Source organism: Labedella gwakjiensis (assembly GCF_003014675.1).
Classification (GTDB): Bacteria; Actinomycetota; Actinomycetes; order Actinomycetales; family Microbacteriaceae; genus Labedella; species Labedella gwakjiensis.
The window spans coordinates 813,591-838,590 of sequence record NZ_PYAU01000001.1; the positions used below are offsets into that span (position 1 = coordinate 813,591).

Consider the following 25,000-nt stretch of genomic DNA (forward strand, 5'->3'; position numbering starts at 1 on the left):
TCGGCGAGCGGCCCGAGTGGCGGCTGCCTCCGTCCGAGCATCCCGTGCAACCGCCCGCGGGGACAGGGCCGAACGTCCCGCCGGAACGGGACCAACGCCTCTATGACGTCCTGATGCGAGGGAGGAGTCTGGATTCGGCCCGGAGTGGCTCTGTCGACGGGTCACGACGGTCGATGAAAGGACACGATCATGACCAGCACGACCAGCACGCATCCGACTCTCCTCCCCGCCATCGAGGCCGGACCGAGACGCACCTCCGAACGAGTCGTCCTCGCGATCGACCGGAGCGCGGCATCCGACGCGGCACTCCTGTGGACCGTGGACCGGGCGCAGCGGACGCCCGTCGAGGTGGACGTCGTCACGGTCGTGAAGCCGGATCCCGTCCTCGGTGACGTCATGATCGAGGAGTTCATGCTGAACGGTGAACAACTGCTGCACCACGCGGCGGACGTCCTGCGGCCAGCGGTCGCCGCCGAATCGCTTCGAACCCTCCTCGCGTGGGGCTCACCCGCGCGGGAGATCCTCGCCGCGGCGGAGGGGGCCGATCTGCTCGTGATCGGGACGGCAAACGCCACCCGTCACCCCGTCTTCCATCACCCGTCCATCGCCGCCCGACTCGCGACGGTCGCACGCTGCGATCTGGCGATCGTCCCGGCGGGCTGGCACGCGCATCCCGACTCGGGACCCGTGGTCGCGGGCGTCGCGGGAGACGACGGCGATCGGGTGATCATCGCCATCGCGGCCTGTGAGGCCGAGCGACTCGGCGCGCGACTCGTCCTCGTCCACTCGTGGGAGAGCCCGTCGCTCACTGCGCTCCTCAGCAGTGGGCTCACGATTGACGTCGCCGTCGTCGAAGAGAAGCACCAGCACATGCTCGACGACGCGGTGTCCGGCATCGCGGAGGCCTTCCCCGAGTTGTCGGTATCCGGCGTCCTCTCCGACGTCCCAGCGAGTCGTGCCCTCCGCACGGCCGCCTCCGATGCCGCCCTGCTCGTCGTGGGTTCGCACGGCTGGAGCGCCCTCGATCGGTTCTTCGTCGGCTCGACGAGCCACGATCTCGCGACATCGCCGGTCTGTCCCACCCTCGTCATCCGGTCGCGGAGCCATCGCGCCGTACGGTCGACGACGGCGATCCCGGACACCGGAGCGATCGACGGGACCAAAGGCCCTGGGCTGGTCGAGCCTCACGGATCAGTCTGAGAGCACCGGGGCGCCCGGGAGCACACGGTTCGATCGAGGAGGATCCCATGAGCACACCGACGGCGGCCGCACGGCCGGCCCCCTTGCCCCACGACCCCGCGCGGCGCCGTCCGACGATCGGCGTCGGCGTCGACGAGTCCGTGGAGTCCTCTGTCGCCCTCGCGTGGGCCCTCGATCGGGCGAAGCGCACGGGCGACGCCGTCCGACTCGTGACGGTCGTCGAGGAGGAAGCCGGATCGATGGGCGCCGAGTACGGCCGGGAGGTCACGCGTGGAGCGGCCGAACGGATGTCCGAGGTCGCTCGGACGGTGCACGCGGCGGCTCCCGACGCGCGGCTCGACATCGAGATCGTCCACGGTCCGGTCGCGTGGGCCCTCGCCCGAGCGGTGACGGACGGCGACCTCCTCGTCGTGGGCACGCCCGTCGGCGCGGTGCGCGACGAGGCCGCGCCCCGTGTCCTCGGCTCGCGCAGTGTTCAGATCGCCGCCGCCGCACGATGCACGGTGGCCGTCGTCCCCCCTCTGCTCGGCGATGAGCGTCACGGCGTCGTCGTGGGAGTGGAGACGCCCGCAGACGTCCCGGCCCTGCTCGACCTCGGAATCCGCGAGGCCCGGCTCCTCGGCGAGCCCCTGCTGCTCGTCCACTGCGCACCCCGAGACGACACGGCGGCAGACGGTGTCCTCGCGGCCGTGGAGCACGCGCTGCGGGAACGGTCCGATGATGTCGAGATCTCGGCCCGCCGCCTGTTCCGGTCGCCGGTCGACGGGCTCGTCGAGCTCGCGCGCCACGCCTCGCTCCTCGTGATGGGGCGATCCCGCGCGCCCGAGCTCAATCCGCTCGGGACGACCTGCCACCGCGTCCTGTCGCAGGCCCCGGCCCCCGTCCTCATCGCCGATGCGGGAAGACCGGGCGCCGGCTCCCGCGACGCCGGAGGCCGATGATGAGCACCGATGATCTGGCCGAGGTCGAGTCGCTCCGCCTCCTGGGCTCCGCGCCCGTCGCACGGCTCGTCGTGAGCGTCGCGGACGTCATCGACATCTACCCCGTCACGGCGACGGTCTTCGGCGGCGACGTCCTGTTCCGCACGGCACCCGGGAGCAAGCTCGCCGGTCTCGCCGCGAACGCGAGCGTGCTCGTCGAGGCCGACGAGTTCGGCCAGCAGGTGTCGTGGAGCGTCGTCGTCCGCGGCCTCGCCCGCCGCATCGAGGACCGGGAGGAGCTCGAGGCGATCGAACCGATCCTGCGCGATCCGTTCGCCGGAGGACGCAAGGATGTCGTGGTGCGCGTCACGCCGACGAGCGTGACGGGTAGACTCGTCGAGCGGGCACCCCTCGAGACAGACGTCGTGCTCGACGCGCCGGACTGACCGACCGCTCGCCGGCGACGCCGGGAGTCAGCCGAAGAGGCGCTCAGACGCGATGCGCGCACCCTCGCCGAGGGAGGCGAGCTTCGCGACGGCGATCTGCGGGTGGATGCGGCCGCCGAGGCCGCAGTCCGTCGAGGCGATCACGTTCTCCGCACCGACGACCGACGCGAACGCCTCGATCCGGTCGGCTACGAGCTCCGGGTGCTCGACCACGTTGGTCGCGTGGGAGACGACGCCCGGGAGGATCTTCTTGCCGGCGGGCAGCTCGAGGTCCCGCCACACCTTCCACTCGTGCGCGTGCCGCACGTTGCCCGCCTCGAAGGAGTACTGCCCAGCGTCGATCGCGAGCATGAGGTCGGCGATGTGGCGGAACTCGATGTCGGTCGTGTGGGGGCCGTGCCACGATCCCCAACACAGGTGGAAGCGGATGCGGTCCTGGGGCAGGTCCCGGATGGCGTAGTTGAGGGCCTCCACCCGGATGCGCGTGAAGTCGCGGTAGTCCTCGACGCTCGGCTCCGGGTTGATCTGGTCCCAGTTCTCCGCGATGGAGGGGTCGTCGATCTGCAGGGTCAGTCCCGCGTCGAGGATCGCCGTGTACTCCTCGCGCAGCACGTCGGCCCACGCCCAGATGTGCTCCTCGTCGGTCGCGTAGTGGTCGTTCGCGATGCGGGCACCGCTGCCGGGCGAGAGCGACGTGATGAAGCCCTCTGATGCGCCGGTCTCGGCGAGCGCCGCCTACAGGTTGGCGATGTCGGACGCGATCGCCTCCTGTCCCACATACGCGAGCGGACCCGTGGTGCTCGGGAACGCCGTAGCGGTGTCTCCCGTCGAGATGCCCGAGGTGGGGTCGCGGTAGGCGTCGGCGAAGATCGTCCAGTCGCGCCGGTCGGGGAAGCTCGTGAGCTGCACGTTCCCGGGCGTCGAGCGCACGGGCTGCTGGGAGAAGATGTCGGATCCCGTGACCGAGAGGCCGGAGACGCGCTGGAACGAGTACGACCACCACGCGCCGTAGTCGACGGCGCTCGTCATGGCCTTCCCGAACTCGCCGTCGCCCACGATCGTGATCCCCAGGTCGAGCTGCCGGCGGACCAGGTCCGCGACGGCCTCGGTCAGGAGGTGCTCGAACTCGGGCGTGCGCTCGAGCGTGAGCCCGTCGTCGGCGAGCCGGCGCGCGTCGTTCGCCGCGATGAGCTCGGGGGTGCGCGGCAGGCTGCCGGCGTGGGTGGTCTCGATCCTGCGCGTCGTCATGCCCCCATCCTCCCCGACGCCCCCGGCCACCCTCCACGAGGTGTCGCACTGTGACGCCGTCCGGCACCGGCCGGCGACGGAGGGTGTCGCCCCGTGGGAGGTAAAATCGGGGGATGTCCTCCCCCAGCTCCCCCTCCGCCGACTCCCCCTCGTCCGCTCTGGCGCGCTTCGTCGACCACACCCTCCTCAAGCCGGAGTCGACCGTTGCGGACGTCTCCGCCCACGTCGCGGAGGCCGTCGAGCTCGGCGCATACTCCGCGTGCGTCTCGCCGTCGTTCCTCCCCCTCGAGATCCCTGAGGGTTCCGACCTCAAGGTCGCCGTCGTCGTCGGGTTCCCGTCGGGCAAGCACTCGACCGCCGTGAAGACGGCCGAGGCGATCGAGGCCGTGGGCCGCGGAACGGACGAGGTCGACATGGTCATCGACATCGGGGCGGCGAAGGCCGGGCGCTTCGACCTCGTCGAGGCGGACATCGCCTCCGTGCGCGGCGCGATCCCCGCTCCCGGCGTCCTCAAGGTCATCATCGAGTCCGCTGCGCTGACCGACGACGAGATCGTGGGAGCGTGCCGGGCCGCCGTGGCCGCCGGAGCCGACTTCGTGAAGACCTCGACGGGCTTCCACCCGTCGGGAGGAGCCACCGTGCACGCCGTCCGCCTCATGAAGCAGACCGTCGGCGACGCCGCCGAGGTGAAGGCGAGCGGCGGCATCCGCACCCTCGCCGACGCGCAGGCCATGATCGAGGCCGGCGCCAAGCGCCTCGGGCTCTCCGGCACCCGCGCGATCCTCGCCGAGGCCGCCGGCACCGGCGGCGCCGCGGCTCCCGCGGAACCCGGATCCTACTGACGTCGGCCCGTCGGCCGGCGCCTCGGCACCGATCGAGCGCTGGCTAGACTGACCGCATGCCCGACCTCGATGAATTCGTCGTTCCCGCGCGCCGCACCCTCGGCCCGATCAAGGAGGCTCGGGCCTCGATGGCCGCAGGCGAGCGCTGGCGGGCCACGATCGCGTCGGCTCGCTACGGCGTCTACACGATCACCGGGCGCGTCCGCAGCGTGGGCGCGGACCTCCACCTCGGCGGCTTCAACCTCGGATCGCCCACGTCGGCCCCGTCGGACCTCCACGGCCTGACCCGGATCGACGAGCAGGACGACGCCGCGACGGTCGATGCAGCCACAACGGACGCGCCGTCGGCCACCCACGGCGACATCGTGCGCATCCACCTCGCCTACAACCCCGAGGACGCGATCACCGTGGCGGGTCTCGCGCTCGAACGGAGCGGCTACGGCCACCTCATCGTCGGAGGCTGGCGCGTGGCGCACCCCGCCGTCCGGGCCGTGAGCGTGCTCGCGCGCGCCGGCGAGCACGGCCTCAGCGTGCCGGCACCGCTCCCCGCGCTCAAGACCGAATAGTCGCGAGGACCCGCACCGAAGGACATCACCAGACGGTCAGGCCGCGGGAGCGGAACTGCCCGCGCACGCGCTCGAGCAAGGCGTCGTCGGGTGCCCGCGTGTCCGCGAGGGTGTACGGAACGCCGAGCCGCCGCCACTTCGACGCCCCCATCTGGTGGAACGGGAGCACCTCGACGCGTTCGACCGTCGACCACCGCGCGACGATGTCCGCGACGGCCTCGACGTTGTCCCACGCGTCGGTGAGGCCGGGCACGAGGACGAACCGGATCCACATGCGGTTCCCGCGTGAGGCGAGGCGGTCGCCGAAGTCGATGGTCGGGGCGAGCTCGCGTGTCGTCACGTCCTCGTAGATCTCCGGGATCCCCGACTTCACGTCGAGCAGCACGAGGGCGGTGTCGTCGAGGAGCGCGTCGGATGCGCGAGCGCCCAGGTTTCCCGACGTGTCGAGCGCCGTGTGCACGCCGAGCTCGCGGCAGGCCGCGAAGATCCTCTCGACGAACGCCGGCTGCATGAGGGGTTCACCTCCGGAGAGGGTGACTCCCCCGCCCGTCGCCTCGAAGACCGCACGGTAGCGCCGGATCCGGTCGACGATCGCGTCGAGGCTCGTGTGGCTCCCGTCGTGCATGTGCCACGTGTCGGGGTTCTGGCAGTATCGGCAGCGCATCGGGCATCCCGAGAGGAAGAGGGTCATCCGCGTTCCGGGGCCGTCGACGGCCGTCACGAGCTCCCACGAGTGCACGATCCCGGCCTCCCCCGCGCGCCGAGCAGCGAGCTCGAGGGATCGCGCCGAGGTGTCGGCGGAGGAGACCGAGCCGACCGTCCCGATCGTCACGTCCACGATCTAGACCGACCCGTGGAAGGTGCGGCTGATGACGTCCTCCTGCTGCTCACGGGTGAGGCGGACGAAGTTGACGGCGTAGCCGGACACGCGGATCGTCAACTGCGGGTACTCCTCCGGGTGCTCCATCGCGTCGACGAGCGTCTCGCGCGTGAGCACGTTGACGTTCAGGTGGTACCCGCCCGCGCCGATGTAGACGTCGAGCAGTCCGGTCAGGTTGGTCGTGCGCTCTTCCCGCGTGCGGCCGAGGCCCGCCGGGACGACCGTCGTCGTGAGGGAGATCCCGTCCTGCGCCGAGTCGTAGGGCAGCTTCGCGACGCTCAGCGCCGACGCGAGCATGCCGTGCGTGTCCCGGCCGTTCATGGGATTCGCTCCCGGGGCGAAGGGTGCGCCGGCGCGGCGTCCGTCCGGGGTGTTCCCCGTCGTCTTGCCGTAGACGACGTTCGACGTGATCGTCAGGACCGACTGGGTGTGCACGGCGCCACGGTAGGCGGGGTGCGTCCGCAGCATCGTCATGAACCGTTCGACGACCTCCACGGCGATGGCGTCGGCGCGATCGTCGTCGTTCCCGTAGGTGGGGTAGTCGCCCTCGACGAGGTAGTCCACGACGAGCCCGCGATCGTCGCGCACCGGGGTGACCCGGGCGTAGCGGATGGCGGAGAGCGAGTCGACGACGACGGAGAGGCCCGCGATCCCGCACGCCATGGTCCGGAGCACCTCTCGGTCGTGCAGGGCCATCTCGAGGCGCTCGTACGCGTACTTGTCGTGCATGTAGTGGATGCAGTTGAGCGCATCGATGTACACGTCCGCGAGCCACTCGAGCAGGTCGAGGTAGGCGGTCCACACGGTGTCGTACTCGAGCACGTCGCCCCGCACGGGCTCGCGATCCGGGACGACGAGTTCCCCCGTGATCTCGTCGCGCCCGCCGTTGATGGCGTAGAGCAGAGCCTTCGCGATGTTCACGCGGGCGCCGAAGAACTGCATCTGCTTGCCCACGCGCATCGGTGACACGCAGCACGCGATCGCCGCGTCGTCGCCCCACGACCCGCGGATGAGGGCGTCGGACTCGTACTGGATCGCCGAGGTGTCGATCGACACCTGAGCGCAGAACCGCTTGAACCCCTCCGGCAGCTCCGGCGACCACAGCACCGTGAGGTTCGGCTCGGGCGCCGGCCCCAGGTCGTACAGGGTCTGGAGGAAGCGGAAGGCCGTCTTCGTGACGAGCGGGCGGCCGTCCTCCCCGATCCCGCCCAGGGTCTCCGTGACCCAGGTGGGGTCGCCGGAGAAGAGGGCGTCGTACTCGGGGGTGCGGAGGAAGCGCACGATGCGGAGCTTGATGACGAGGTCGTCGATGAGCTCCTGCGCGGCCGATTCGTCGAGGAGACCCGCGGCGATGTCCCGCTCGAGGTACACGTCGAGGAACGCCGTGTTCCGTCCGAACGACATGGCCGCGCCGTTCTGCTCCTTCACCGCGCCGAGGTAGGCGAAGTAGAGCCACTGCACCGCCTCGCCGGCGTCCGCTGCGGGCCGTGAGATGTCGAAGCCGTAGGACGCGGCCATCGTCATGAGCTCGCGCAGGGCACGGATCTGCTCGGCGTTCTCCTCCCGTTCCCTGATCACGTCCTCGGTCGACGGCAGGCCGTCGAGCTCTGCCCGCTCCTCGCGCTTCGCCGCGATCAGCCTGTCGACACCGTAGAGGGCGACGCGCCTGTAGTCGCCGATGATGCGCCCGCGCCCGTAGGCGTCGGGGAGACCCGTGATCAGGTGGCTGTGGCGCGCCCTCTTCACGGACGGAGGGTAGACGTCGAAGACGCCGTCGTTGTGGGTCTTGCGGTAGCGGGTGAACACCGTCTCGAGGTCGGCCGGCACGTCGTAGCCGTACGTCTCGAGCGCGTTCGCCACGAGTCGCCACCCGCCGAAGGGCATGATGGCGCGCTTGAGCGGGGCATCGGTCTGCAGTCCCACGATGATCTCCCGCGACCGGTCGATGTACCCGGGGGCGTGCGCCGTGATGCTCGATGGCGTCGTCGTGTCGACGTCGAGCACGCCGCGTTCCCGCTCGGCGGGGAAGAGCGAGGAGACGCTCTCCCACACCGCCTGCGTCCGCGCGGTCGGTCCGGCGAGGAATCCGGCGTCACCGGTATACGGCGAGACGTTCCGCTGGATGAAGTCGCGCACGTCGATGCGCTCCGTCCAGGTACCGGGCGCGAATCCCCGCCACGGCCGCTCGGAGTCGTCATCGCCCGGACCGGTGTCGCCGGAGTGGTGGCCGAGCAGGTCGTGAGGGGAGATGTCGCTGATCGTCATGGTTCCGACGGTAGGTCCCGGCGGAGTCGCCGACCAGGGACTTTGGGCCCGTCGCCCGGCGGTTCCCCTGCGACGGGCGAGGGACCTTCGCCTCTCGTCGCGCGGTGACGCACCGAACACGATCGACGATGACGGAAAGACGACGAAAGACGACGAAAGACGAGGAGGACGACCATGCAGAAGCACGTGGACGACGAACAGTGGACCGCGCTCAAGCGAGCGTTCCGGCAGCGCTTCGACGCGCGCACCGCGGCCTCGGCTCGACGGCGCGGGACCTTGGGCCCTACGACCGAGGACGACGGCTCGCAACACTGAAGACACCGAGAACGACACCCATCGCACGACCTCTGGAAGGAACAGCATCATGACCGCCACAGCCCACCGTTTGAGCACCACCCCCCGGACGGCTCCGCTCGAACCGCGGGCGCTCGCCGCCGAGAAGAGCATCGTGACGACCACCACCGGTCGCCGCAGCCTCGCCGTTCTCCGCCTCGCGACCGGTTTCATCTTCCTGTGGGCGTTCCTCGACAAGACGTTCGGTCTCGGCTTCTCGACCCCGGTCGAGCGGGCGTGGATCAACGGCGGGGCGCCGGCGCAGGGCTTCCTCATGAGCGAGGGCGTGACCGGACCGTTCAAGGGCTTCTTCGCGAGCCTCGCGACGCCCCTCACCGATTGGCTCTTCATGGCCGGCATGCTCGGCATCGGTGTGGCGGTCATGGCGGGCGTCGGCCTGCGGATCAGCGCCGTCGCGGGCACCGCGATGATGCTCCTCATGTACATCGCCGAGTGGCCGTTCGCGGCGTACGCCGCCTCGACGAACCCTCTCGTCGACTACCACATCATCTACGCACTCGCCCTGATCGTGGTGGCCGCGACCGCCGCCGGAGACACTTGGGGTCTCGGCGGATGGTGGAAGAGCCTCCCCCTCGTCAAGGCTCAGCGCTGGCTCGTCTGACCCCGCGCCGGGTCGGACGGGGGCGGTGCCGCCGGGATCACTCCCGGCGGCACCGTTCCGTCATCCCGGCCTGGTCGCAGAGGTGTCGCCGTCCTAGCCTGGGACGATGACGACCTCCACGGATGTGCGGACTCGCGACGGACGGGTCCTCCGCGCCCACGACGGCGGCGACGCCCTCACCGCGGACCCCGTCGTCACTGTGCTGTGGCACCACGGATCACCGCAGACGGGTGCACCCCTCGCGCCCGTCCTCGACGCGGCGGTGTCCCGAGGGATCCGGCTGCTGTCGTACGGACGGCCGAGCTACGGCGGGTCGACGCCGAACCCGGGACGCGACGTGGCGTCGGCAGCCGCCGACGTCGCCGCGATCGCCGATGCGCTCGACGTGGGACGCTTCGCCGTCGTGGGCGCATCGGGCGGAGGCCCCCACGCCCTCGCGTGCGCCGCGCTTCTCCCCTCCCGGGTCACGGCGGTCGTCGCCCTCGCGGGCATCGCCCCGTTCGACGCCGACGGCCTCGACTGGTACGCCGGCATGGCCGACACCGGCGCGGTCCGCGCCGCGGCTGAGGGGGGTCGTGGCGCCCGGGAGGCCTTCGAGGAGACCGCGGAGTTCGAGCCGTCGAGCTTCAACGACGCCGACTACGCCGCCCTCGACGCACGGTGGAGCGCACTGGGCGCGGATGTCGGGGTGGCCGCCGCGCAGGGTCCGGCGGGGCTCGGCGGGCTCGTCGACGACGACGTCGCCTTCACCACACCGTGGGGATTCGACGTGTCGGACATCCGCGTCCCCACGCTCGTCGTCCAGGGCGGCGACGACCGCGTGGTGCCGCTCGCGCACGGACGGTGGTTGGCCGACCACCTGCCGAACGGCGAGGCCTGGTGGCGCCACCACGACGGCCACATCGGCGTGCTCGACGCGATCCCCGCAGCCTTCGACTGGATTCTCGAGAACGCCGCACCTCGATAGCCGTCTCGCGGCGACGACCCCCGCTCGAGTGCTCGCGACGATGCCCGATCCCCTGATAGCGTCGGCCCGACGACAGGGGGACGGGGATGCCGGCGACATCACGCACGCGAAGGGTCCGAGCGATCGGTGTCGGACTCATCGTCCTCCTCACCGCAGCGTCGAGCGCGTGCTCGACCGGCACGACCGCGAGTGAGGTCGCCGCGTCCCCGGACGCGACGGCCGACACCGTGGACGTCGCCGCGACACCGGAGGCCCCGGCTGTCGAGATCCCCGCGGGGACCGTCGTCGGGACGGCCACGTTCGAGTCCGACGTCTACGACGTCTCGGGCACCGTCGACGTCGTGCACGCCCCGGGAACGAAGGTGGGCGCCACCGCCTTCGAGTGGACCCTGGAGATCCGGGATCTCGTGCTGCCCGAGCAGTTCTCCGATCCCACGCAGTTCCGCATGGTGGCCGAACCCAACAGCGGAACGTCTCCCTGCATGGGTTCGTGGGGCGGCGATCCGATCGCGAGCTTCGACATCGCCGACGGCGCGGGCACTCTCGCCTTCGGCAACCCGTTCCCCGATCAGAACTCGTGGTCGAGCGACCTCGACCCCAGTTGGAACGACTCCCTCATCATCCTCGACGCCGCCTCGGAGACCCCGGATGAGAACGGTTGCCGCTTCCCCGTCGCCGTGCACGCCGACTTCGAGTGGTCCATGCCGGACGTCCGACCGGACCTCCAGGTGACGGACGGCCCGGCCGCCGACGGCGCCACGGGCGAGACGAGCATCCATGACGGCGCACCCGTCGCCTACGTCGTCGCACCGAACGACACCCTCGACGCCGTCGCCGCTCGCTTCGGCATCAGCGCGCAGGATCTGCTCTTCCTCAACCCGGCGAGGCAGAACGACACCTCCACGGGCCCGGAGATCCTCATCGCCGGCGAGCGCCTCAACCTCACGAAGGACGGCCGCTAGGACTGCTGCCCGAGGAGACCCGACGGGGGCTCAGCAGGTCAGGCGCGCGATGCCCTCTCGGCCTTCACGGCCTTCTCGGCCTTCTCCGCCTTCTCTGCCTTCTTCTCGGCTGTGCGAGCCGCGTCCTCGCGGACGGCGGCGAACGTCGCACGCTCGGTCACGAGCCACTCGGGCATCTCCTCGAGGAGCGCCTTGATCTCGGCCGTCGTGAGCACGTCGGGCGCGTCGGCGCGAGCGAGACCAGAATTGGAGACCCCGAGCTTGCGCGCCACCTCGGCGCGCGGGTGGGGACCGGTGCGGCGGAGCTCCTGCAGCCACTCCGGCGGGTTCGACTGCAGCTCGAGGAGGTCGTCGCGCGTCAGCGGACCCTCCTGGAACTCGGTCGGGGCGGCGGGCAGGTAGATCCCGAGCTTCTTGGCTGCCGTCTCCGGCTTCATCGTCTGGGTCTTCTTCTGCGCACTCACGACCCCAGGCTATCCCCTCGCTCAGCCGACGACGTCGTGCAGGTGGTGCTCCGGATCGTGGACGAAGTAGAGCGCGAGCGTCTCGACCGTGAAGTGGGAGCCGTCGCTGCGCAGACCGGTGCGGCCGAGTGCCTCGTCCGGCACCTCCTCGATGGTGCGCGCGACCACCTCCGACGCCGCCACGAGCTCGTCGGCAACGGCGTGCGGGTCCTGCGACGCGTAGTCGTCGTCGATCGCCGTCGCATCCTGATCCCAGTCGGGGAAGGACGGGCCGTCCTCCGCGAGCATGAGGCGGAAGCGGCCGTCGTAGATGCGGAACACGTCGCGCACGTGGGCACCGTATTCGAGGGGCGACCACGTCGCGTCGTCCGGACGTTCGCGCGCGTCCGGTCGGCTCAGGACGGCGGGCCACGCCGCGGCGTTCGCGCGGATGCGGGCGGGGACGTCGCGGAAGGAGGCCCCCTCGGGGTCGAAACCGCACTCCGCGCACGGCCTCTCGAGCACCCAGGTCCAGTTCTTCGTGTCGGGAACGATCGGCATGGGTCAGACGCTATCGGCGGGAAGCGGCGCGTCGCGAGACCCGGAACGGCCAGGTGCGCGCGACATCCCGCCACGTGCGGGAGCGCCACTCGACTGATCACGTCTACGCAGTCGACCGACCGGCTCTGGCCGCAGCGAGCGCCGCGGCGACAGCGGCATTGACGGAGTCGGCGTCGATCGCTCCGTCGTAGCGGACGTCATCGATGTAGAACGTCGGGGCCCTGGTGATGTGCATCGCCGATGCATCGGCGACGTCCTCGTCGACACGGTGACCCCGTCCTTCTCCGGACACGTCGCTCTCGAACCGTCGGAGGTTGAGCCCTGCCGCGGCTGCCGCGCGTCGGATGTCGCGGTCGGTCCGGATCGGCGCCTCCGCGATGAGCGCGTCACGCATCTCCCAGAAGCGCCCTTGGAGGGCCGCGGCTTCTATGGCGAGCGCCGCGGTGCGACCGTAGGGTTCCTCGAGCGGAAGATGACGGACGGTGTGGCAGACGTCGTGTCCGAAGCGGGCGAGCATCTCACGACGCATCTCGGTCGCCGCCGGCGAGAACGGGGTCGCGAAATTCCCGTACTCCACCACGGCGATCACGGCGGTCGTCGGGTCCCCCAGCACCGGATCGCGCGACGGGTCGAACGGACGGAGCAGACGGTCCCGGTGCGGGAACCGGCGGCGTTCCCTCCCGCTCATCACCGCGAAGGCGAGTGCACCGAGGAGTGCCGCGATCGTGGTGGCGGCGATGACGCCGATCTGGGCACGGCTCACATCGGCGGGGTCATCGAAGGCGAGTTCGGTGACGAAGAGGGAGATCGTGAATCCCATACCGGAGAGCAGACCGACGCCGAGGACATGCGGAATGCGGAGCGACGGCCCGAGTGCGTCGGGACGGATGCGTGTCACGACCACGGTCGTGACGGTGATCGCGACGGACTTGCCGACGACGAGACCGATGATGATCCCCCATGTGAGCCTCGACGTGAACGCATCGGCGAGCGAATCCGGAGTGATCCGGACTCCCGCGTTGGCGAGAGCGAACACGGGGAGGATGAGCCACGTGACGTACGGCGAGAGAGCCGTGTAAGCACGCTCGTTGACCGAGACGGCGCGCGCGAGGGAGTTCTCGGCCGAGCGTGCGTAGCTCGCGGTCGGGGTCATCTGAAACGCTCTGACCTGGTCCTGCGCCTTCCGGAGGTCGTCGAACCGGGTGGCGAAGATCGGCAGCAGGAGAGCGATCGCGACGCCGGCGAGGGTGGCGTGGATGCCGGACAGAAGGAGGCCGACCCAGACGACAACCGATGGGAGGAGATACAGGGCGCTGCGCCATACCCGCCCGAAACGCATCACGACGATGATCCCGAGCCCGAGTGCGACCAGCAGGAGAGGAGCGGGCGTGAAGCGCTCTGTGTATGCGAAAGCGATGACGGCGAGGGCTCCCACATCGTCGGCGACGGCGAGCGTCACGAGGAAGATCCGGAGAGCCGGCGGCATGGCGCGGCCCACGAGGGCGAGCAGGCCGAGGACGAACGCCGTGTCCGTCGAGACCACGACGCCCCATCCGGCGACCGCCCCTGTCCCCCATGTGATGGCGATGTAGACGAGAGCAGGAACGATGAGTCCCGCGACGGCAGCGATGAGCGGCACACTCGCTCGACGCATGTCGCGCAGTTCGCCCAGCTCGAGCTCTCGTCGGACCTCGAGCGTGACGTGGGCGAAGAAGAGCGCCATGAGCGCGTCGTTGACCCAGTGGAGGAGGTCCAGCTCGAAGGAGAAGGAGCCGACCTCCACACCGAGCGGGACATGCCGGAACGACTCGTACGTCGAACTCGGCAGGTTGGCCCATACGAGGGCGACGACGGTGGCGGCAAGCAGGACGAGCGCCCCGCGAAGGGCATCGGGCGCGTCTCGCAGCCGACGCAGCAGCCGGCCTACATCCCGCACCGGACGGCGCTCCGGCGCGGAGGGCGGCGGGGACGTCCTGACGCTCATGCCGGCATCGTCCGCATCGGCAGGAGAAGGACCTCCGCGAGATTCGCGCCGGGCGGCAGTCCCGCCGAGAGGGCGACGACGGACGCGATGGTCTCGGGCGTGACGGGCGACGACTCCCGAGGACGAGGGCTGGACCCCGGCGACGCGGGCTCGTCGGGGCCCATCGGACCCTGGTCGACGCCGAATCCCGGTTCGACGATGTGCACGCGCATCCCGCGGGTGCCGTACTCGGACCTCAGCGTCCTGGCGAGCTGCTTGATCGCGGCCGACACGGCGTTGAAGACCGCGAAGCGAGGGGTGTGGGGGTCGGTCTCGACGGATCCGATCAGCACCATGTCCGCCGGTGCTCCCTGTCCGGCGACAGCCAGCAGGGACTCGGCGAAGGTCTGCGAGGCGTGCAGCAGCCCACGGAGATTCACGTCGATCATCTCGGCCCAATCGGCCGGAACACCGTCCTCGAAGGACGAGCTGCTGATCACACCGGAGGAGACGACCAGGAGATCGACGCGTCCGAACCGGGCGAGGACGTCGCGTCGGATGTCGTCGACGTCGAGGGGCGAGGTGACGTCGGCGACGGCCGGCATGATCCGATCGCCGCCACCGAGACGCCGGTGCATGTCGTCGAGACGGCCACGGTCACGTCCCACCATGATGACGCTCGCCCCGGAACGGACGAGCTCGGAGCAGATGGCGCTCCCGATCCAGCCCGTCGCACCGAAGACCACGGCGACGCGCCCGGTGAGAGCCCCGACGGGGGCGCCGTCGCTCATCGGGTGGATCCCGCCGTGACGAACGGAACGAGCCTGCTCGCATAGAGGCGTGTCAGCCGGTCGCGGTTCGACGGGTCCATCGTGTCGGGGCTCGGTGCCACGACCCGGTCGCCCTCGAGGTATGACCCGGAGCCGACGGCTGCCGAGGCGGCGAACAGTACTCGCGCGGCGCCTTCGGACGGCGGGCCGCCGACTCCCCCGGTCATCGCCGCACTGAGCGGGGTGTCGTTGAGCCCGGGGCAGAGGGTGACGACGGTGGTGGACGTCCCAGCCTCCTCCTGCGCGAGGAGTGACGACCACGTCACCATCGCCAGTTTCGACCGCGCGTAGGCGGCGATCGGACCGTAGTGGCGCCCGAGATCGATGTCGTCGAAGTGGAATCGCTCCACACGGTGGGCTGACGAGCCGACGTTGACGATCCTGGCGTTCTCGGCGAGGGCCGGCACGAGGAGGCGGGTGAAGAGAGCGGGCGCGAGCGCGTTGACCTGGAGCGTCCGCTCGAACCCGTCCGGCGTGATGGTGCGTTCGGGGAGGCCGGGCACACCGGCGTCGTTGACGAGCAGGTCGATCGCGGGCACCAGCGACATCACCCGATGTGCCGCGACGACGACCTCGGCGAGGCGCGTGAAGTCCACTCGCACGTAGTGGACGTCGGCGGAGCCCGCGCGGCGGATCCGCTCGAGGACGGGAGCCGCCTCCTGATCGGATTCGACCCCGAGAAGCACCAGGGTCCCGGTCATCGACGCGAGACGGACCGCCGTCTCCTCGCCGATGCCGCTGGTCGCACCCGTCAGCACGACGGTCCGGAATCCGTCGCTCACAGCCCGTAGCCCCCGGACGCCTCGATGTCCTGGCCGGTGATCCACGCGGAGTCGTCCGTGACGAGGAAGGCGATGACCTTGCCGACATCCACGGATTCGCCGATCCGTCCGAAAGCGGTCTTCGCGGCGAGGCCGTCGATGACCTCCGGGAACCGCTCGAAGGCGTTGTCTCCGAGACGGGTCCGCGTCGGCCCGGGAGCGACGGAGTTGACGCGGATGGAACGGCCGCTCAGCTCTTTCGCGAGGTAACGGGTCGCGACCACGAGGCCGCCCTTCATCGCGGCGTAACCCGAATAGCCGGGTTCGGCCTCGCCCGGCCTCGCTGCGCTACTCGACGTGTTCACGATCGCGCCGCCGTCCTCGATGAGCGGCAGGAGAGCCTGGGTGAGGAAGTAGGGTCCCCGAAGCAGTACCCGGTAGTACTCGTCGAAGGCGTCGTCCGTCATCTCCTCGAAACCCCGGCCGCCGCCGAAGCCCGCGTTGTTCACGAGTGCATGGATGCGGGTCGTTCCCCATTCGCGCTCGAGCGCCCCTTCGAGCCTCTCCCGGAACGCGGGGAAGGTGTCGCTCCGACTGATGTCGAGCGCGAGGGCGACGGCGTCACCTCCCGCCTCGTGGATCGCAGCGACGGTTCTCTCGGCTCCCTCCGGACGTGCGTTGTACGTGACGACGACCCCCATCCCGCGGTTGGCGATCTCGACGGCGGCCGCGCGACCGATACCGGAGCTCGCCCCGGTGATGACGACGACCTTCTTGTTCTTCGTGTTCTCGTTCATGCGTCCAGCCAACAGCCGACCGCGCAGACGGAGGTAGGGGAAAAGGAGCGACTCCTTGCCCGATCCTGCCGCTTCTGCGAGAAATCGGTGCGACGGTCCCGTCGATCTTGATTCACTGCTCCTATGTCGATCGATGACCTCCGCACTCTCGTCATGCGCCATGCCCCCGGCGGGATCAGCCCGACGGCCATCCCCGGCGTCCTCGTGTCGCGGATGGACGAAAGCGGTTCGCAGGACGAGTCGACCACCGGGACCGTCCTGGCCGTCGTTGCACAGGGCACGAAACGGCTCTCGGTCGGAACGACGGTCCACGACTACGGAGCCGGCCAGTATCTCGTTGCGTCCGTCGACCTCCCCGTCTCAGGACGCTTCATGGACGCGTCTCCGGATCACCCCGCACTCGGATTCGGGCTGGAGCTGCGCCCCGAGGTCATCGCGGAGCTCATGCTGAGCGCTTCCGCCGCACGGTTCACCCGACCTGCTCGAGGGGAATCCTCACCCCCGGCGATCGCCGTCGGAACCGTCTCGCCGCGACTGCTCGACGCCACGGTCCGCATGCTGCGACTTCTCGACCATCCCGACGACATCCCCGTCCTCGCACCGATGATCGAGCGAGAGATCCTCTGGCTGATCATGTCGGGCGAACAGGGCGCGACCATTCGGCAACTCGGGCTCGCGGACAGCAGTCTCAGCCGGGTTCGTCACGTCGTTCGATGGATGCGCGACCACTTCACCGAGTCTCTCCGCGTCGACGAACTCGCCGATCTCGCCCGGATGAGCCCATCAGCGTTCCACCGGGCCTTCCATGCCGTGACCTCGATGAGCCCGATCCAGTATCAGAAGAGCATCCGACTGCAGGAGGCACGACTCCGACTCCTCGCAAGCCCTGGTGACATCGGGGCGACGGCTTATGCCGTCGGCTACGAGAGCCCTTCGCAGTTCAGTCGGGAATACCGACGGCAGTTCGGTGCATCGCCGAGTGAGGACGTCGCGTCGCTACGCGACCACTCCGCGGCGGACGAGAAGCGATCAGACTCGACGCGCTCCCTCAGCACTCGATGACGTTGACGGCGAGCCCGCCGCGCGAGGTCTCCTTGTACTTCACCTTCATGTCCGCGCCCGTCTCGCGCATCGTCTTGATCGCCTTGTCGAGTGACACCTTGTGAACTCCGTCGCCGCGGAGCGCGATGCGGGCGGCGTTCACCGCGGTGTTGCTCGCGATCGCGTTCCGCTCGATGCAGGGGATCTGGACGAGACCGCCGACCGGGTCGCACGTGAGACCGAGGTTGTGCTCGATCCCGATCTCGGCCGCGTTCTCCACCTGCGCCGGCGTGCCGCCGAGCACCTCGCACAGTCCGCCGGCGGCCATGGAGCACGCGGACCCCACTTCGCCCTGGCACCCCACCTCGGCACCCGAGATCGATGCGTTCTCCTTGAAGAGGATGCCGACGGCCGCCGCGGCGAGAAGGAACCGCACGACACCGTCGTCGTCCGCACCGCGTACGAACCGCGTGTAGTAGTGCAGCACGGCCGGCACGATCCCGGCTGCCCCGTTCGTGGGTGCGGTGACGATGCGCCCACCCGACGCGTTCTCCTCGTTGACGGCGAGAGCGAACAGGTTCACCCACTCCATCGGGTTCGGTTCGCCATCCGCGGCCTCGGTCGACAGCTGGTGGAAGAGTCGGGGCGCGCGCCGCGGCACCCGAAGCCCACCGGGCAGCGTCGTCTCGGTGGTGGTGCAACCCGCCGCCACGCAGTCCTGCATCGTCTTCCAGATGGAGAGAAGACCCGCGCGCACCTCCTCCTCGCTGCGCCACGTGAGCTCGTTCGCGAGCATGACGTCGCTGATGGACAGGCCGGAACGCGCGCAGTGCTGGAGCAGATCCGCGCCTGTCGTGAACGGGTAGGGCACATCGTCGTCGCGCACGACCACACGATCGGCGCCCACGGCCGCCTCGTCGACGACGAACCCTCCGCCGACGGAGTAGAAGATGCGTTCGCGGAGAAGCGCTCCGTCCGCGTCCCACACGGCGAAGCTCATGCCGTTGGGGTGAGCCGGAAGGGATCTCCGCCGGTGCATGACCAGGTCGTCCTCGCCGAACGGGATCCGGTGACCGCCGAGGAGCGTGATCGCTCCGTCGGCACGGACCGCCGCAGCCCGCTCGTCCGCCGTGCGGGTCTCGACGGTCTCGGGCTCCTCGCCTTCGAGGCCGAGGAGCACGGCTTTCTCCGAACCGTGGCCGTGACCCGTGGCACCGAGCGAGCCGAACAGCTCGGCGCGGATACGCGCGCACTGCTCCAGCAGGCCGTCGTCTCCGAGACCGACGACGAAACGCCTGGCCGCTCGCATCGGCCCGACCGTGTGCGAGGACGACGGCCCGATCCCGACGCTGAACAGGTCGAACACACTCAACACCATGGTCGCGACTCCGAGCCGGACGGCCTCTCCGTCATCCCCTCCAGGGTAGGTGATCCCCCGCTACTGGCAGACGGCCACATCGGCGGACTGCTGCTGCATCTGCTCGGCCGACCACGGGAGCGACGGCTCCGGCACCGTGTTGTCGCCAGAGGCGGCAGCGGTGGAGGCATAGGAGGCCAACTCGAGGGCGAGCGCGCTGACGAGCTGCGTGCGCGCCGTCGACGCGTTGAGCATCACGACGACCGTGAGGCCCGTGGTCGGGTCGCTGAAGGCGGCTGTCGCGAATCCGGGGATGTCGCCGAACTGTCCGCGCATCGTGCCGTACTGGTATCCGCCGAAGCCGTAGCTCTGCCAGGTGGGGGTGTCACCACCGAGCGGCACCGTCTCCCACTGCTTCGTGGCCGTCGCATCGGAGAACGGGGCTCCCGACGCGAACGCCTGCGCGAATCGACGCAGGTCGTCTGCCGTCGTCACCACTCCGCCGGCCGCCCCGAGCATGGACGGGGAGAGCTCGCTGACGTCACGAGGCGCCGCGCAGTCGCCCCCTACGACCTGGTAGCCGTGCGGAGCGGGGGCGGGGAGCGTCGTGGTCGACGCGGACGGGAACCGCGACTCGCTCATACCGATCGGATCGAAGACGTACTGGTTGTAGAGGTTCGAGAGCGACGTACCGCCGATGCGCTCGAGCGCCATCCCGAGCAGCACGTAGCCCGTGTCGTTGCCCGCGTACGCCGAGCCCGGAGCGGCGTCGCCCGAGCGGGCGATGCCGTCGGAGACGAGCTCCTCGTCGACCCAGGGCCTCGTGGGGTTGTTCACGAAGTCGTTCTGGAAGGTGGCGCGGAAATTGCCGAGTCCCGACGTGCTCTGGCACAACTGCCCCAGAGTGATCCCCTCGATTCCCACCGTACCGACGTAGTCGCTCACCGGGTCGTCGAGGGCCACGCGGCCGTCGTCCACGAGCCCGAGGAGGACGGTGCAGGTCATGGCCTTGGTGGTCGCCGCGGCGCGGAAGTGCATGTCGGTGGTCATCGGCTCGTCGCCGCCCACCTCCGTCGTGCCGTACGCCTCGAGGTGGAAGCCGGACCAGGGAGCCCAGACCCCCACGATCGCGCCGGGAGCCGCCGCGAGGCCCATCGCACGCGTCACCGCGTCGTCGATCTGCGTTGTGACGTCGCTCGGCAGGGCCGAATCGGCCTGCGACGGGAGCTCGACCGAGGACGAGCGATCGTCCGAGCATCCGGCGAGCACGAGAAGTGCCATTGCGACGGTGGCCGCCACAAGGCGCCGTCCGACTGTGGATCCGACTCGCACGTTGCCTCTTCCCCCGCTTGACTACCCGCACGATTCTACCGGCGGCCCGGCCCTCGAACCGGTGTCGTGACCGCACTGTTAGCTCACGCTATGATCCGCGACGCGCCGACCGAGGATGCTATCCCACCGTGGTCCCGCCCGAGTAGGGGACACCGCAATGGGGAGCGGACTGCCAGGATCGACCAAACCGGCGTACGTCGGCTCACGAACATCAGTCAGCACCACGACACACCGTCGGCACGCACCACAGCACCACCCCCGCGTTCATCCGGACGCGGCCGCACCACGGAGGAAACACCATGCGCACATCAGTGAATCGACTCGTCGCCACCGTCTTCGGCGCGGTCTACCTGCTCGTCGGAATCCTCGGTTTCACCGTGAGCGGTGAAGCCGGTTTCATCGCGACCGACGGCGGGCTCCTCCTCGGCCTCTTCGAGGTGAACCCCCTGCACAACATCGCGCACCTCCTGATCGGGTCGGCTCTCCTCATCGGCGGGCTCTCCGGGGTCGCGGCGGCGAAGACGGTCAACGCGACCGTCGGCGTCATCTACCTCCTGCTCGGAATCGTCGGCTTCTTCCTCGTGGGCACGGCACTCAACATCCTCGCGCTCAACACGCCGGACCACTTCCTGCACCTCGGAAGCGCGATCATCCTCCTGGGCGCCGGGCTCGGAGCCGACAAGCGCGCCGGCAGCCCGCGTACCGCGGCCGCGTAGCTCGGGCGTCGCGCGACCAGCACCAGCACCAGCACCAGCACCAGCATCACGAGAGGAGGTGGACGGTCCGGTGCCCACGAATCTGAACACGCTCGTCGCGGTCGCGACCCTCGGGGCCGGACTCGTCCACCTCGCCGTGGGGGCGGGGTCCCCCCTCCCCCTCCTCGCCGTGTTCGTCGCCGTCGGCGTCGCAGAGATCGGCTGGGCCGTCGCGGTCCTCCGTCTCGAGCGCGTCCCGGCAGCACGTGTCTTCCTCGGCGTCCTCCTCCTCCCGCTCACCGTGTGGACCGTCGTCATCGGCGTCGGCGCCGGGTCGAGCCTGCCCCTCGGGCCTCTCGCCGCCGCATCGCTCCTCACCGTCGCCGTCGCCGTCGTCGTGGTGCTCACCACGGTCCGGTCGGCGCGCACGAACGTGGTTCCGGCGCGGGCCGCCGACGAGGAGCACCCGTGGCGGTTCATCGGGACCCTCGCGGCGTCCGCAGCGATCGTCGCGGGGATCGTGACGCCCGCCCTGTCGGGCACCTGGGCCGGCCAGTTCGCCGAGCCGCACGGGTCGCACGACGTACCCGGCCTCGACATCGAGGAGCACGCCGGGCACTGACCCCGACCTCGAGGCGGGTCAGTCCTGCGCCTGGGGCCGCGCCTTCCGCACGTCGGCCATGAACCGCCGCACGTTCTCGTCCACGATGATGTCCGACGGCCGCAACGGCCTCGACAGGTAGAGACCGTCGAGAGACGTGAGTCGAGAGAGCGCCACGTACGTCTGGCCGGGGCTGAACGCGCGCTGGCCGAGATCGACGATCGCGCTGTCGTACGTCTTGCCCTGGCTCTTGTGGATGGTGACGGCCCAGGCCAACCGCAACGGGAACTGGGTGAACTCGGCGACGATGTCGCGCTTCAGCTGTTTCGTCGTGGCGGAGTAGCTGTACCGGTAGCGCTCCCACGTGGCGGGCTCGACGTCGAACTCCTCACCGTCCACGTCCACGCGCACGTTGCCCTGGATCCGGGTGACGGTGCCGATCGTGCCGTTCACCCAGCGCATGCCGCCCTCCCCCGCCGTGTCGTTGCGGAGGAACATCACCTGGGCCCCCACCTTGAGCGCGAGCGCCTCCTCCGCGGGGAAGTTGCGCCCGCCGAAGTCGCCGCTCACCTCGGCATCGGCCGTGAGCGCGCGTCCCGGCAGCTTGTCGAGCGCGAGCTTGTTGATGCGGGTCACCGCGTCGTTCCGCGAGGCGAGGGTGATGACGCCCTCGTCCGGCGGGGTGCGGGCGCCCGTCGAGTTGAGGATGCCGGCGATCTCAGCCGTCACCTGCCCGTGGCGCACGGCGTTGAGCATGAAGCGGAAGTCCTCGTCGTGCTGGCGGTGGATCTCGCGGAGCTCGACGATGCGCAGATCGGCCTGCTGCCAGACCTTGGCGTCGAAGAACCACATCGACCGGTAGGTGTCCTCGAAGTACGCGCGCTCGTCGCCGTCGCCCGGCACCGGGGCGAGCTGATACGGGTCGCCGAACATCACCACCTGCACGCCGCCGAACGATTCGAGCGGCCGCTGGCGCGCCTGGCGGAGACTGCGGTCCATCGCGTCCATGAGGTCGGCGTTGACCATGGAGATCTCGTCGATGACGAGGGTCTCGATCGCGTTCAGCAGCTTGCGCAGCTGCGGGTTCTGATCGATCGGGTGGTCGGCAATCACGCCGATGGGGAGCCGGAACAGCGAATGGATCGTCTGTCCGCCCACGTTGAGGGCCGCCACTCCCGTCGGCGCGGCGATGACGATCTGCTTCGACGTGTTCCACGACAGGTGGTTGAGGAGCGTCGACTTGCCGGTTCCGGCCCGGCCGGTCACGAAGACATGGTCCATGGTCGTCTCGATCATGTCGAAGACGTCCTGCTGCTCCGCCGAGAGGGGCACCGTCTCCACGCTCACCCCTCCGTCCGTCGCGCGATCGGCCGCTCCACGGCCCCTCAGATCTTAACGCGCGCATCGGACCAGAGTGGCTACCGCGCCAGCGCGACCTGCCCTCGCCACCACGGGGTCTCGACGAATCCACGCTTCAGGTACAGCAACTCCATGTTGGCGCTCCAGCCTTCGACGCCGTCGAGATGGGAGAGCGACTCCGTGATGAAGCGGTACAACTCGGCGACCGACGGCGTGATGACCTCGCACAGCAACGCGTTCTCATCGAGCATCGCCGCGAGGTACCGGACGAACGGGTAACGCGCGAGCTCCCGGGCCACCGCGTCCAGTCGCGCGGGCGCCACCCGCACCGTCATGAGCGTCTCTGCCCCCATCCCGAGTGCGGCAGACGGCACGAGCGTCAGGATGTCGACGCAGCGGGCAGCGCGCATGCGCTCAAAGCGGCGACGCACGCTCGACTCGTTGAGACCGACCCGGTCGGCGACGTGCTGGAACGTCTCGCGGCCGTCCTCGCGGAGGGCCGCGAGGATCTCGAGGTCGGCCTCGTCGAAGTGCTCGGGGCTGCACGTCTCGGCCTGCTCCGGTTCGAGCTCCTCCGCCTCGCCCTCGATGCGTTCGCCGTAGAGCTGACGCCCCCAGTCGAAACTCACCTTGTACACGTGCATGATGAGGTCGCTGCGCCACTGGGCGACGCCGTCGATACCCTGCAGGTCCTCGATCAGCTGCGGGAAGTGGGTGGCTCCGCCCCGCACGACGAGCTCGGCCATGATGTCGTAGTTGCCGGTCACGACGGTGCAGAACCGCACGTCGCGTTGCGCGATGAGCTGCTCCGCCACGGCCATCTGCATACCGGGGCGGCACGTGATGCGGATGAAGAACGAGTCATAGGCGCCGTATGCGCCGAGCGCCGGAACGGCGGCGACACGAACCACACCGGAGGCGAGCAGCTGCTGGCCGCGACGTGTGACGGTCGCGACCGTTCCCCCGACGGCCTCGGCGATCGCCCGCCACGAGGCGCGCCCGTCTCGCTGCATGGCGACGACGATGCGCTTGTCGAGGTCGGTGAGACGGTCGAGGGCGTTGGGGTTCACACGCTCGCCGAGCGGGTCGCCGGGTAGACCTCGTGCAGGAAGCCGCGAACGGTCTTCGTCCATTCCTCGGCCTCCTCGATCTGCGGCGAGTGCCCCGAGTGCTCGAAGATCACGAGCCGCGACCCGGGCACCAGGTCGGCGATGGTCTGGCTACACGATACCGGCGTGATCCAATCGGTCCGCCCCACCGTGATGAGCACGGGGGCCGTGATGGACGGGAGCAGCGGCTTCAGGTCGTAGTTCGGGAGATTGGTGGAGAACGCGTAGTTGTGGGCTTCGAACCGGTAGGGAGTGGCCTCGACCTTGCGCTCCGTCGCCTCGGGATCGTAGGTGAAGTCGTAGAGCGGGAGGATCTCGCGCCAGCAGTCCTTGAGGTCCTCGTCGTCGCGCACGCGCCCCTCGTCGATGCGGTCGAACTTCTCCATGTCGATGGTGACGCGGTCGGAGGCGAGCGCGTTCTCCCGGGCGAGGTGCGCGTTGCCATTGTCCGGCGAGGTGTCGCGCAGCACGATCGCGGCGACACGGTCCGGGTAGCGGGTCGCGTACTCCATCGCCATGAAGCCGCCGTAGGACCCCCCGGCGATCGCGACGGTCTCGGCGCCCGCCCACTCGCGGAGGGCGTCGAGGTCTGCCGCCCACTGTTCGTGGCTGAAGACACCGGAGCCCTCGCTCTCGCCGCTCCCCCGCGCGTCGAACACGACGACGCGGTACTCGTCGGCGAGGCGGCCGAAGCTCGCGCGCGGCTCGGCCCGCGACCCGAGCCCCGGCGCACCGTGGTGAGTCAGGATCACGGGGGCGCCCTCCGGTCCCAGCACCTCTACGGCGAGCTCGTTGCCGTTGATGACGACGCGTTGCGCCTCGCTCGTGGCCTTCGCGAACTCGGCTGAGACGTTCTCGGTCATGGTGGGTCCTTCCGGTGGGTCGTGCGTGGAACGGTGT

25 protein-coding genes and 1 pseudogene are annotated in these 25,000 nt (G+C 69.8%); 12 read left to right on the top strand and 14 right to left on the bottom strand.

The genetic code is table 11. From position 1 onward, the window contains the following. The first annotated feature begins 189 nt into the window (after positions 1-189). From CLV49_RS03785 to CLV49_RS03795, 3 genes are read left to right on the top strand one after another with little or no spacing between them, the layout of a single operon-like run. Positions 190-1,200, top strand: coding sequence for a universal stress protein (locus CLV49_RS03785; RefSeq protein WP_106562340.1), 1,011 nt, complete (start codon positions 190-192; stop codon positions 1,198-1,200). A 47-nt stretch (positions 1,201-1,247) separates the two neighbouring features. Further along, on the top strand, positions 1,248-2,141 hold the full coding sequence (locus CLV49_RS03790; RefSeq protein WP_106562341.1) for a universal stress protein: 894 nt from the start codon (positions 1,248-1,250) through the stop codon (positions 2,139-2,141). Beyond that, positions 2,141-2,566 (top strand): pyridoxamine 5'-phosphate oxidase family protein, encoded by a 426-nt coding sequence (locus CLV49_RS03795; protein ID WP_158261897.1) that lies wholly within the window; start codon positions 2,141-2,143, stop codon positions 2,564-2,566. The genes CLV49_RS03790 and CLV49_RS03795 overlap by 1 nt, the downstream gene beginning before the upstream one ends. Before the next feature lie 27 nt (positions 2,567-2,593). Here CLV49_RS03795 and CLV49_RS03800 read toward each other — a convergent pair. After that, positions 2,594-3,814 (bottom strand): annotated as a pseudogene (locus CLV49_RS03800) (cobalamin-independent methionine synthase II family protein). Positions 3,815-3,927: 113 nt separating this feature from the next. Between CLV49_RS03800 and deoC the strand changes: the two are divergent. Together deoC and CLV49_RS03810 are read left to right on the top strand one after the other, a co-directional pair. Beyond that, complete coding sequence (gene deoC / locus CLV49_RS03805; protein WP_106562343.1) at positions 3,928-4,656, top strand: deoxyribose-phosphate aldolase; 729 nt, start codon at positions 3,928-3,930, stop codon at positions 4,654-4,656. A 56-nt stretch (positions 4,657-4,712) separates the two neighbouring features. Beyond that, entirely contained in the window at positions 4,713-5,222 is a 510-nt protein-coding gene (locus tag CLV49_RS03810) for a hypothetical protein (protein ID WP_106562344.1), read from the top strand. 25 nt (positions 5,223-5,247) lie between these two features. Here CLV49_RS03810 and pflA read toward each other — a convergent pair whose 3' ends face one another. Both pflA and pflB read right to left on the bottom strand, forming a co-directional pair. Further along, the gene (gene pflA, locus CLV49_RS03815) at positions 5,248-6,054 is read right to left on the bottom strand and encodes a pyruvate formate-lyase-activating protein (RefSeq protein WP_243696775.1); all 807 of its coding nucleotides are present in this window, start codon (positions 6,052-6,054) and stop codon (positions 5,248-5,250) included. 9 nt (positions 6,055-6,063) lie between these two features. Further along, on the bottom strand, positions 6,064-8,367 hold the full coding sequence (gene pflB, locus CLV49_RS03820) for a formate C-acetyltransferase (protein WP_106562346.1): 2,304 nt from the start codon (positions 8,365-8,367) through the stop codon (positions 6,064-6,066). A 174-nt stretch (positions 8,368-8,541) separates the two neighbouring features. On the opposite strand from pflB, the gene CLV49_RS18265 reads away from it, so the two are divergent. From CLV49_RS18265 to CLV49_RS03835, 4 genes are all read left to right on the top strand, one after another. Continuing rightward, the gene (locus CLV49_RS18265) at positions 8,542-8,682 is read left to right on the top strand and encodes a hypothetical protein (protein WP_158261898.1); all 141 of its coding nucleotides are present in this window, start codon (positions 8,542-8,544) and stop codon (positions 8,680-8,682) included. Between the two features lie 49 nt (positions 8,683-8,731). Further along, positions 8,732-9,322 carry a DoxX family protein gene (locus CLV49_RS03825; RefSeq protein WP_243696774.1) on the top strand — a complete coding sequence of 197 codons (591 nt, stop codon included), beginning with the start codon at positions 8,732-8,734 and terminating at the stop codon, positions 9,320-9,322. A 106-nt stretch (positions 9,323-9,428) separates the two neighbouring features. After that, positions 9,429-10,289 carry an alpha/beta fold hydrolase gene (locus tag CLV49_RS03830; RefSeq protein WP_106562347.1) on the top strand — a complete coding sequence of 287 codons (861 nt, stop codon included), beginning with the start codon at positions 9,429-9,431 and terminating at the stop codon, positions 10,287-10,289. An 86-nt stretch (positions 10,290-10,375) separates the two neighbouring features. After that, positions 10,376-11,251 (top strand): LysM peptidoglycan-binding domain-containing protein, encoded by an 876-nt coding sequence (locus tag CLV49_RS03835; RefSeq protein WP_106562348.1) that lies wholly within the window; start codon positions 10,376-10,378, stop codon positions 11,249-11,251. 38 nt (positions 11,252-11,289) lie between these two features. Here the strand turns inward: CLV49_RS03835 and CLV49_RS03840 are convergent, their stop codons facing one another. From CLV49_RS03840 to CLV49_RS03865, 6 genes are all read right to left on the bottom strand, one after another. Next, positions 11,290-11,688 carry a DUF5997 family protein gene (locus tag CLV49_RS03840; protein ID WP_208019907.1) on the bottom strand — a complete coding sequence of 133 codons (399 nt, stop codon included), beginning with the start codon at positions 11,686-11,688 and terminating at the stop codon, positions 11,290-11,292. A 48-nt stretch (positions 11,689-11,736) separates the two neighbouring features. Then, on the bottom strand, positions 11,737-12,255 hold the full coding sequence (locus CLV49_RS03845; protein WP_106562350.1) for a DinB family protein: 519 nt from the start codon (positions 12,253-12,255) through the stop codon (positions 11,737-11,739). Positions 12,256-12,358: 103 nt separating this feature from the next. Then, positions 12,359-14,239, bottom strand: a complete 1,881-nt coding sequence (gene nhaA, locus CLV49_RS03850) for a Na+/H+ antiporter NhaA (RefSeq protein ID WP_106562351.1) — start codon at positions 14,237-14,239, stop codon at positions 12,359-12,361. Then, positions 14,236-15,009, bottom strand: coding sequence for an SDR family oxidoreductase (locus CLV49_RS03855; protein WP_106562352.1), 774 nt, complete (start codon positions 15,007-15,009; stop codon positions 14,236-14,238). Before CLV49_RS03855 ends, nhaA begins: the two co-directional genes overlap by 4 nt. Then, positions 15,006-15,830, bottom strand: coding sequence for an SDR family NAD(P)-dependent oxidoreductase (locus CLV49_RS03860; RefSeq protein WP_106562353.1), 825 nt, complete (start codon positions 15,828-15,830; stop codon positions 15,006-15,008). Before CLV49_RS03860 ends, CLV49_RS03855 begins: the two co-directional genes overlap by 4 nt. Next, positions 15,827-16,606 carry an SDR family NAD(P)-dependent oxidoreductase gene (locus CLV49_RS03865; RefSeq protein WP_106562354.1) on the bottom strand — a complete coding sequence of 260 codons (780 nt, stop codon included), beginning with the start codon at positions 16,604-16,606 and terminating at the stop codon, positions 15,827-15,829. Before CLV49_RS03865 ends, CLV49_RS03860 begins: the two co-directional genes overlap by 4 nt. A 123-nt stretch (positions 16,607-16,729) precedes the next feature. Here CLV49_RS03865 and CLV49_RS03870 point away from each other — a divergent pair, with 123 nt between their 5' ends. After that, the gene (locus tag CLV49_RS03870; protein WP_106562355.1) at positions 16,730-17,668 is read left to right on the top strand and encodes an AraC family transcriptional regulator; all 939 of its coding nucleotides are present in this window, start codon (positions 16,730-16,732) and stop codon (positions 17,666-17,668) included. Here the strand turns inward: CLV49_RS03870 and CLV49_RS03875 are convergent. After that, positions 17,655-19,025, bottom strand: a complete 1,371-nt coding sequence (locus CLV49_RS03875; protein WP_106562356.1) for an L-serine ammonia-lyase — start codon at positions 19,023-19,025, stop codon at positions 17,655-17,657. The genes CLV49_RS03870 and CLV49_RS03875 overlap by 14 nt on opposite strands. A gap of 60 nt (positions 19,026-19,085) precedes the next feature. Then, positions 19,086-20,285 carry a serine hydrolase domain-containing protein gene (locus CLV49_RS03880; protein ID WP_106562357.1) on the bottom strand — a complete coding sequence of 400 codons (1,200 nt, stop codon included), beginning with the start codon at positions 20,283-20,285 and terminating at the stop codon, positions 19,086-19,088. 350 nt (positions 20,286-20,635) lie between these two features. Between CLV49_RS03880 and CLV49_RS03885 the strand changes: the two genes are divergently transcribed. Both CLV49_RS03885 and CLV49_RS03890 read left to right on the top strand, forming a co-directional pair. Next, positions 20,636-21,052, top strand: coding sequence for a DUF4383 domain-containing protein (locus tag CLV49_RS03885; protein ID WP_106562358.1), 417 nt, complete (start codon positions 20,636-20,638; stop codon positions 21,050-21,052). A 70-nt stretch (positions 21,053-21,122) separates the two neighbouring features. Further along, positions 21,123-21,653, top strand: a complete 531-nt coding sequence (locus tag CLV49_RS03890; protein ID WP_127054521.1) for a hypothetical protein — start codon at positions 21,123-21,125, stop codon at positions 21,651-21,653. 18 nt (positions 21,654-21,671) lie between these two features. On the opposite strand, the gene CLV49_RS03895 is transcribed toward CLV49_RS03890, so the two are convergent. From CLV49_RS03895 to CLV49_RS03905, 3 genes are all read right to left on the bottom strand, one after another. Beyond that, a complete protein-coding gene (locus tag CLV49_RS03895; protein ID WP_106562360.1) occupies positions 21,672-22,973 on the bottom strand; it encodes an ATP-dependent DNA helicase in 1,302 nt (433 codons plus the stop codon). Positions 22,974-23,050: 77 nt separating this feature from the next. After that, positions 23,051-24,124: an Lrp/AsnC family transcriptional regulator gene (locus CLV49_RS03900; protein ID WP_106562361.1), complete on the bottom strand. Its 1,074-nt coding sequence runs from the start codon at positions 24,122-24,124 to the stop codon at positions 23,051-23,053. Then, positions 24,058-24,963: an alpha/beta fold hydrolase gene (locus CLV49_RS03905; protein WP_106562362.1), complete on the bottom strand. Its 906-nt coding sequence runs from the start codon at positions 24,961-24,963 to the stop codon at positions 24,058-24,060. The genes CLV49_RS03900 and CLV49_RS03905 overlap by 67 nt, the downstream gene beginning before the upstream one ends. Positions 24,964-25,000 lie beyond the last annotated feature (37 nt).

Coding starts and splice junctions, on each gene's coding strand:
- CLV49_RS03785 (WP_106562340.1), top strand. CDS start 190: ATGACCAGCACGACCAGCACGCATCCGACTCTCCTCCCCGCCATCGAG.
- CLV49_RS03790 (WP_106562341.1), top strand. CDS start 1,248: ATGAGCACACCGACGGCGGCCGCACGGCCGGCCCCCTTGCCCCACGAC.
- CLV49_RS03795 (WP_158261897.1), top strand. CDS start 2,141: ATGAGCACCGATGATCTGGCCGAGGTCGAGTCGCTCCGCCTCCTGGGC.
- deoC (WP_106562343.1), top strand. CDS start 3,928: ATGTCCTCCCCCAGCTCCCCCTCCGCCGACTCCCCCTCGTCCGCTCTG.
- CLV49_RS03810 (WP_106562344.1), top strand. CDS start 4,713: ATGCCCGACCTCGATGAATTCGTCGTTCCCGCGCGCCGCACCCTCGGC.
- pflB (WP_106562346.1), bottom strand. CDS start 8,367: ATGACGATCAGCGACATCTCCCCTCACGACCTGCTCGGCCACCACTCC.
- CLV49_RS18265 (WP_158261898.1), top strand. CDS start 8,542: ATGCAGAAGCACGTGGACGACGAACAGTGGACCGCGCTCAAGCGAGCG.
- CLV49_RS03825 (WP_243696774.1), top strand. CDS start 8,732: ATGACCGCCACAGCCCACCGTTTGAGCACCACCCCCCGGACGGCTCCG.
- CLV49_RS03830 (WP_106562347.1), top strand. CDS start 9,429: ATGACGACCTCCACGGATGTGCGGACTCGCGACGGACGGGTCCTCCGC.
- CLV49_RS03835 (WP_106562348.1), top strand. CDS start 10,376: ATGCCGGCGACATCACGCACGCGAAGGGTCCGAGCGATCGGTGTCGGA.
- CLV49_RS03840 (WP_208019907.1), bottom strand. CDS start 11,688: ATGAAGCCGGAGACGGCAGCCAAGAAGCTCGGGATCTACCTGCCCGCC.
- CLV49_RS03845 (WP_106562350.1), bottom strand. CDS start 12,255: ATGCCGATCGTTCCCGACACGAAGAACTGGACCTGGGTGCTCGAGAGG.
- nhaA (WP_106562351.1), bottom strand. CDS start 14,239: ATGAGCGTCAGGACGTCCCCGCCGCCCTCCGCGCCGGAGCGCCGTCCG.
- CLV49_RS03855 (WP_106562352.1), bottom strand. CDS start 15,009: ATGAGCGACGGCGCCCCCGTCGGGGCTCTCACCGGGCGCGTCGCCGTG.
- CLV49_RS03865 (WP_106562354.1), bottom strand. CDS start 16,606: ATGAACGAGAACACGAAGAACAAGAAGGTCGTCGTCATCACCGGGGCG.
- CLV49_RS03870 (WP_106562355.1), top strand. CDS start 16,730: ATGTCGATCGATGACCTCCGCACTCTCGTCATGCGCCATGCCCCCGGC.
- CLV49_RS03875 (WP_106562356.1), bottom strand. CDS start 19,025: ATGGTGTTGAGTGTGTTCGACCTGTTCAGCGTCGGGATCGGGCCGTCG.
- CLV49_RS03880 (WP_106562357.1), bottom strand. CDS start 20,285: ATGGCACTTCTCGTGCTCGCCGGATGCTCGGACGATCGCTCGTCCTCG.
- CLV49_RS03885 (WP_106562358.1), top strand. CDS start 20,636: ATGCGCACATCAGTGAATCGACTCGTCGCCACCGTCTTCGGCGCGGTC.
- CLV49_RS03900 (WP_106562361.1), bottom strand. CDS start 24,124: ATGGACGAAGACCGTTCGCGGCTTCCTGCACGAGGTCTACCCGGCGAC.
- CLV49_RS03905 (WP_106562362.1), bottom strand. CDS start 24,963: ATGACCGAGAACGTCTCAGCCGAGTTCGCGAAGGCCACGAGCGAGGCG.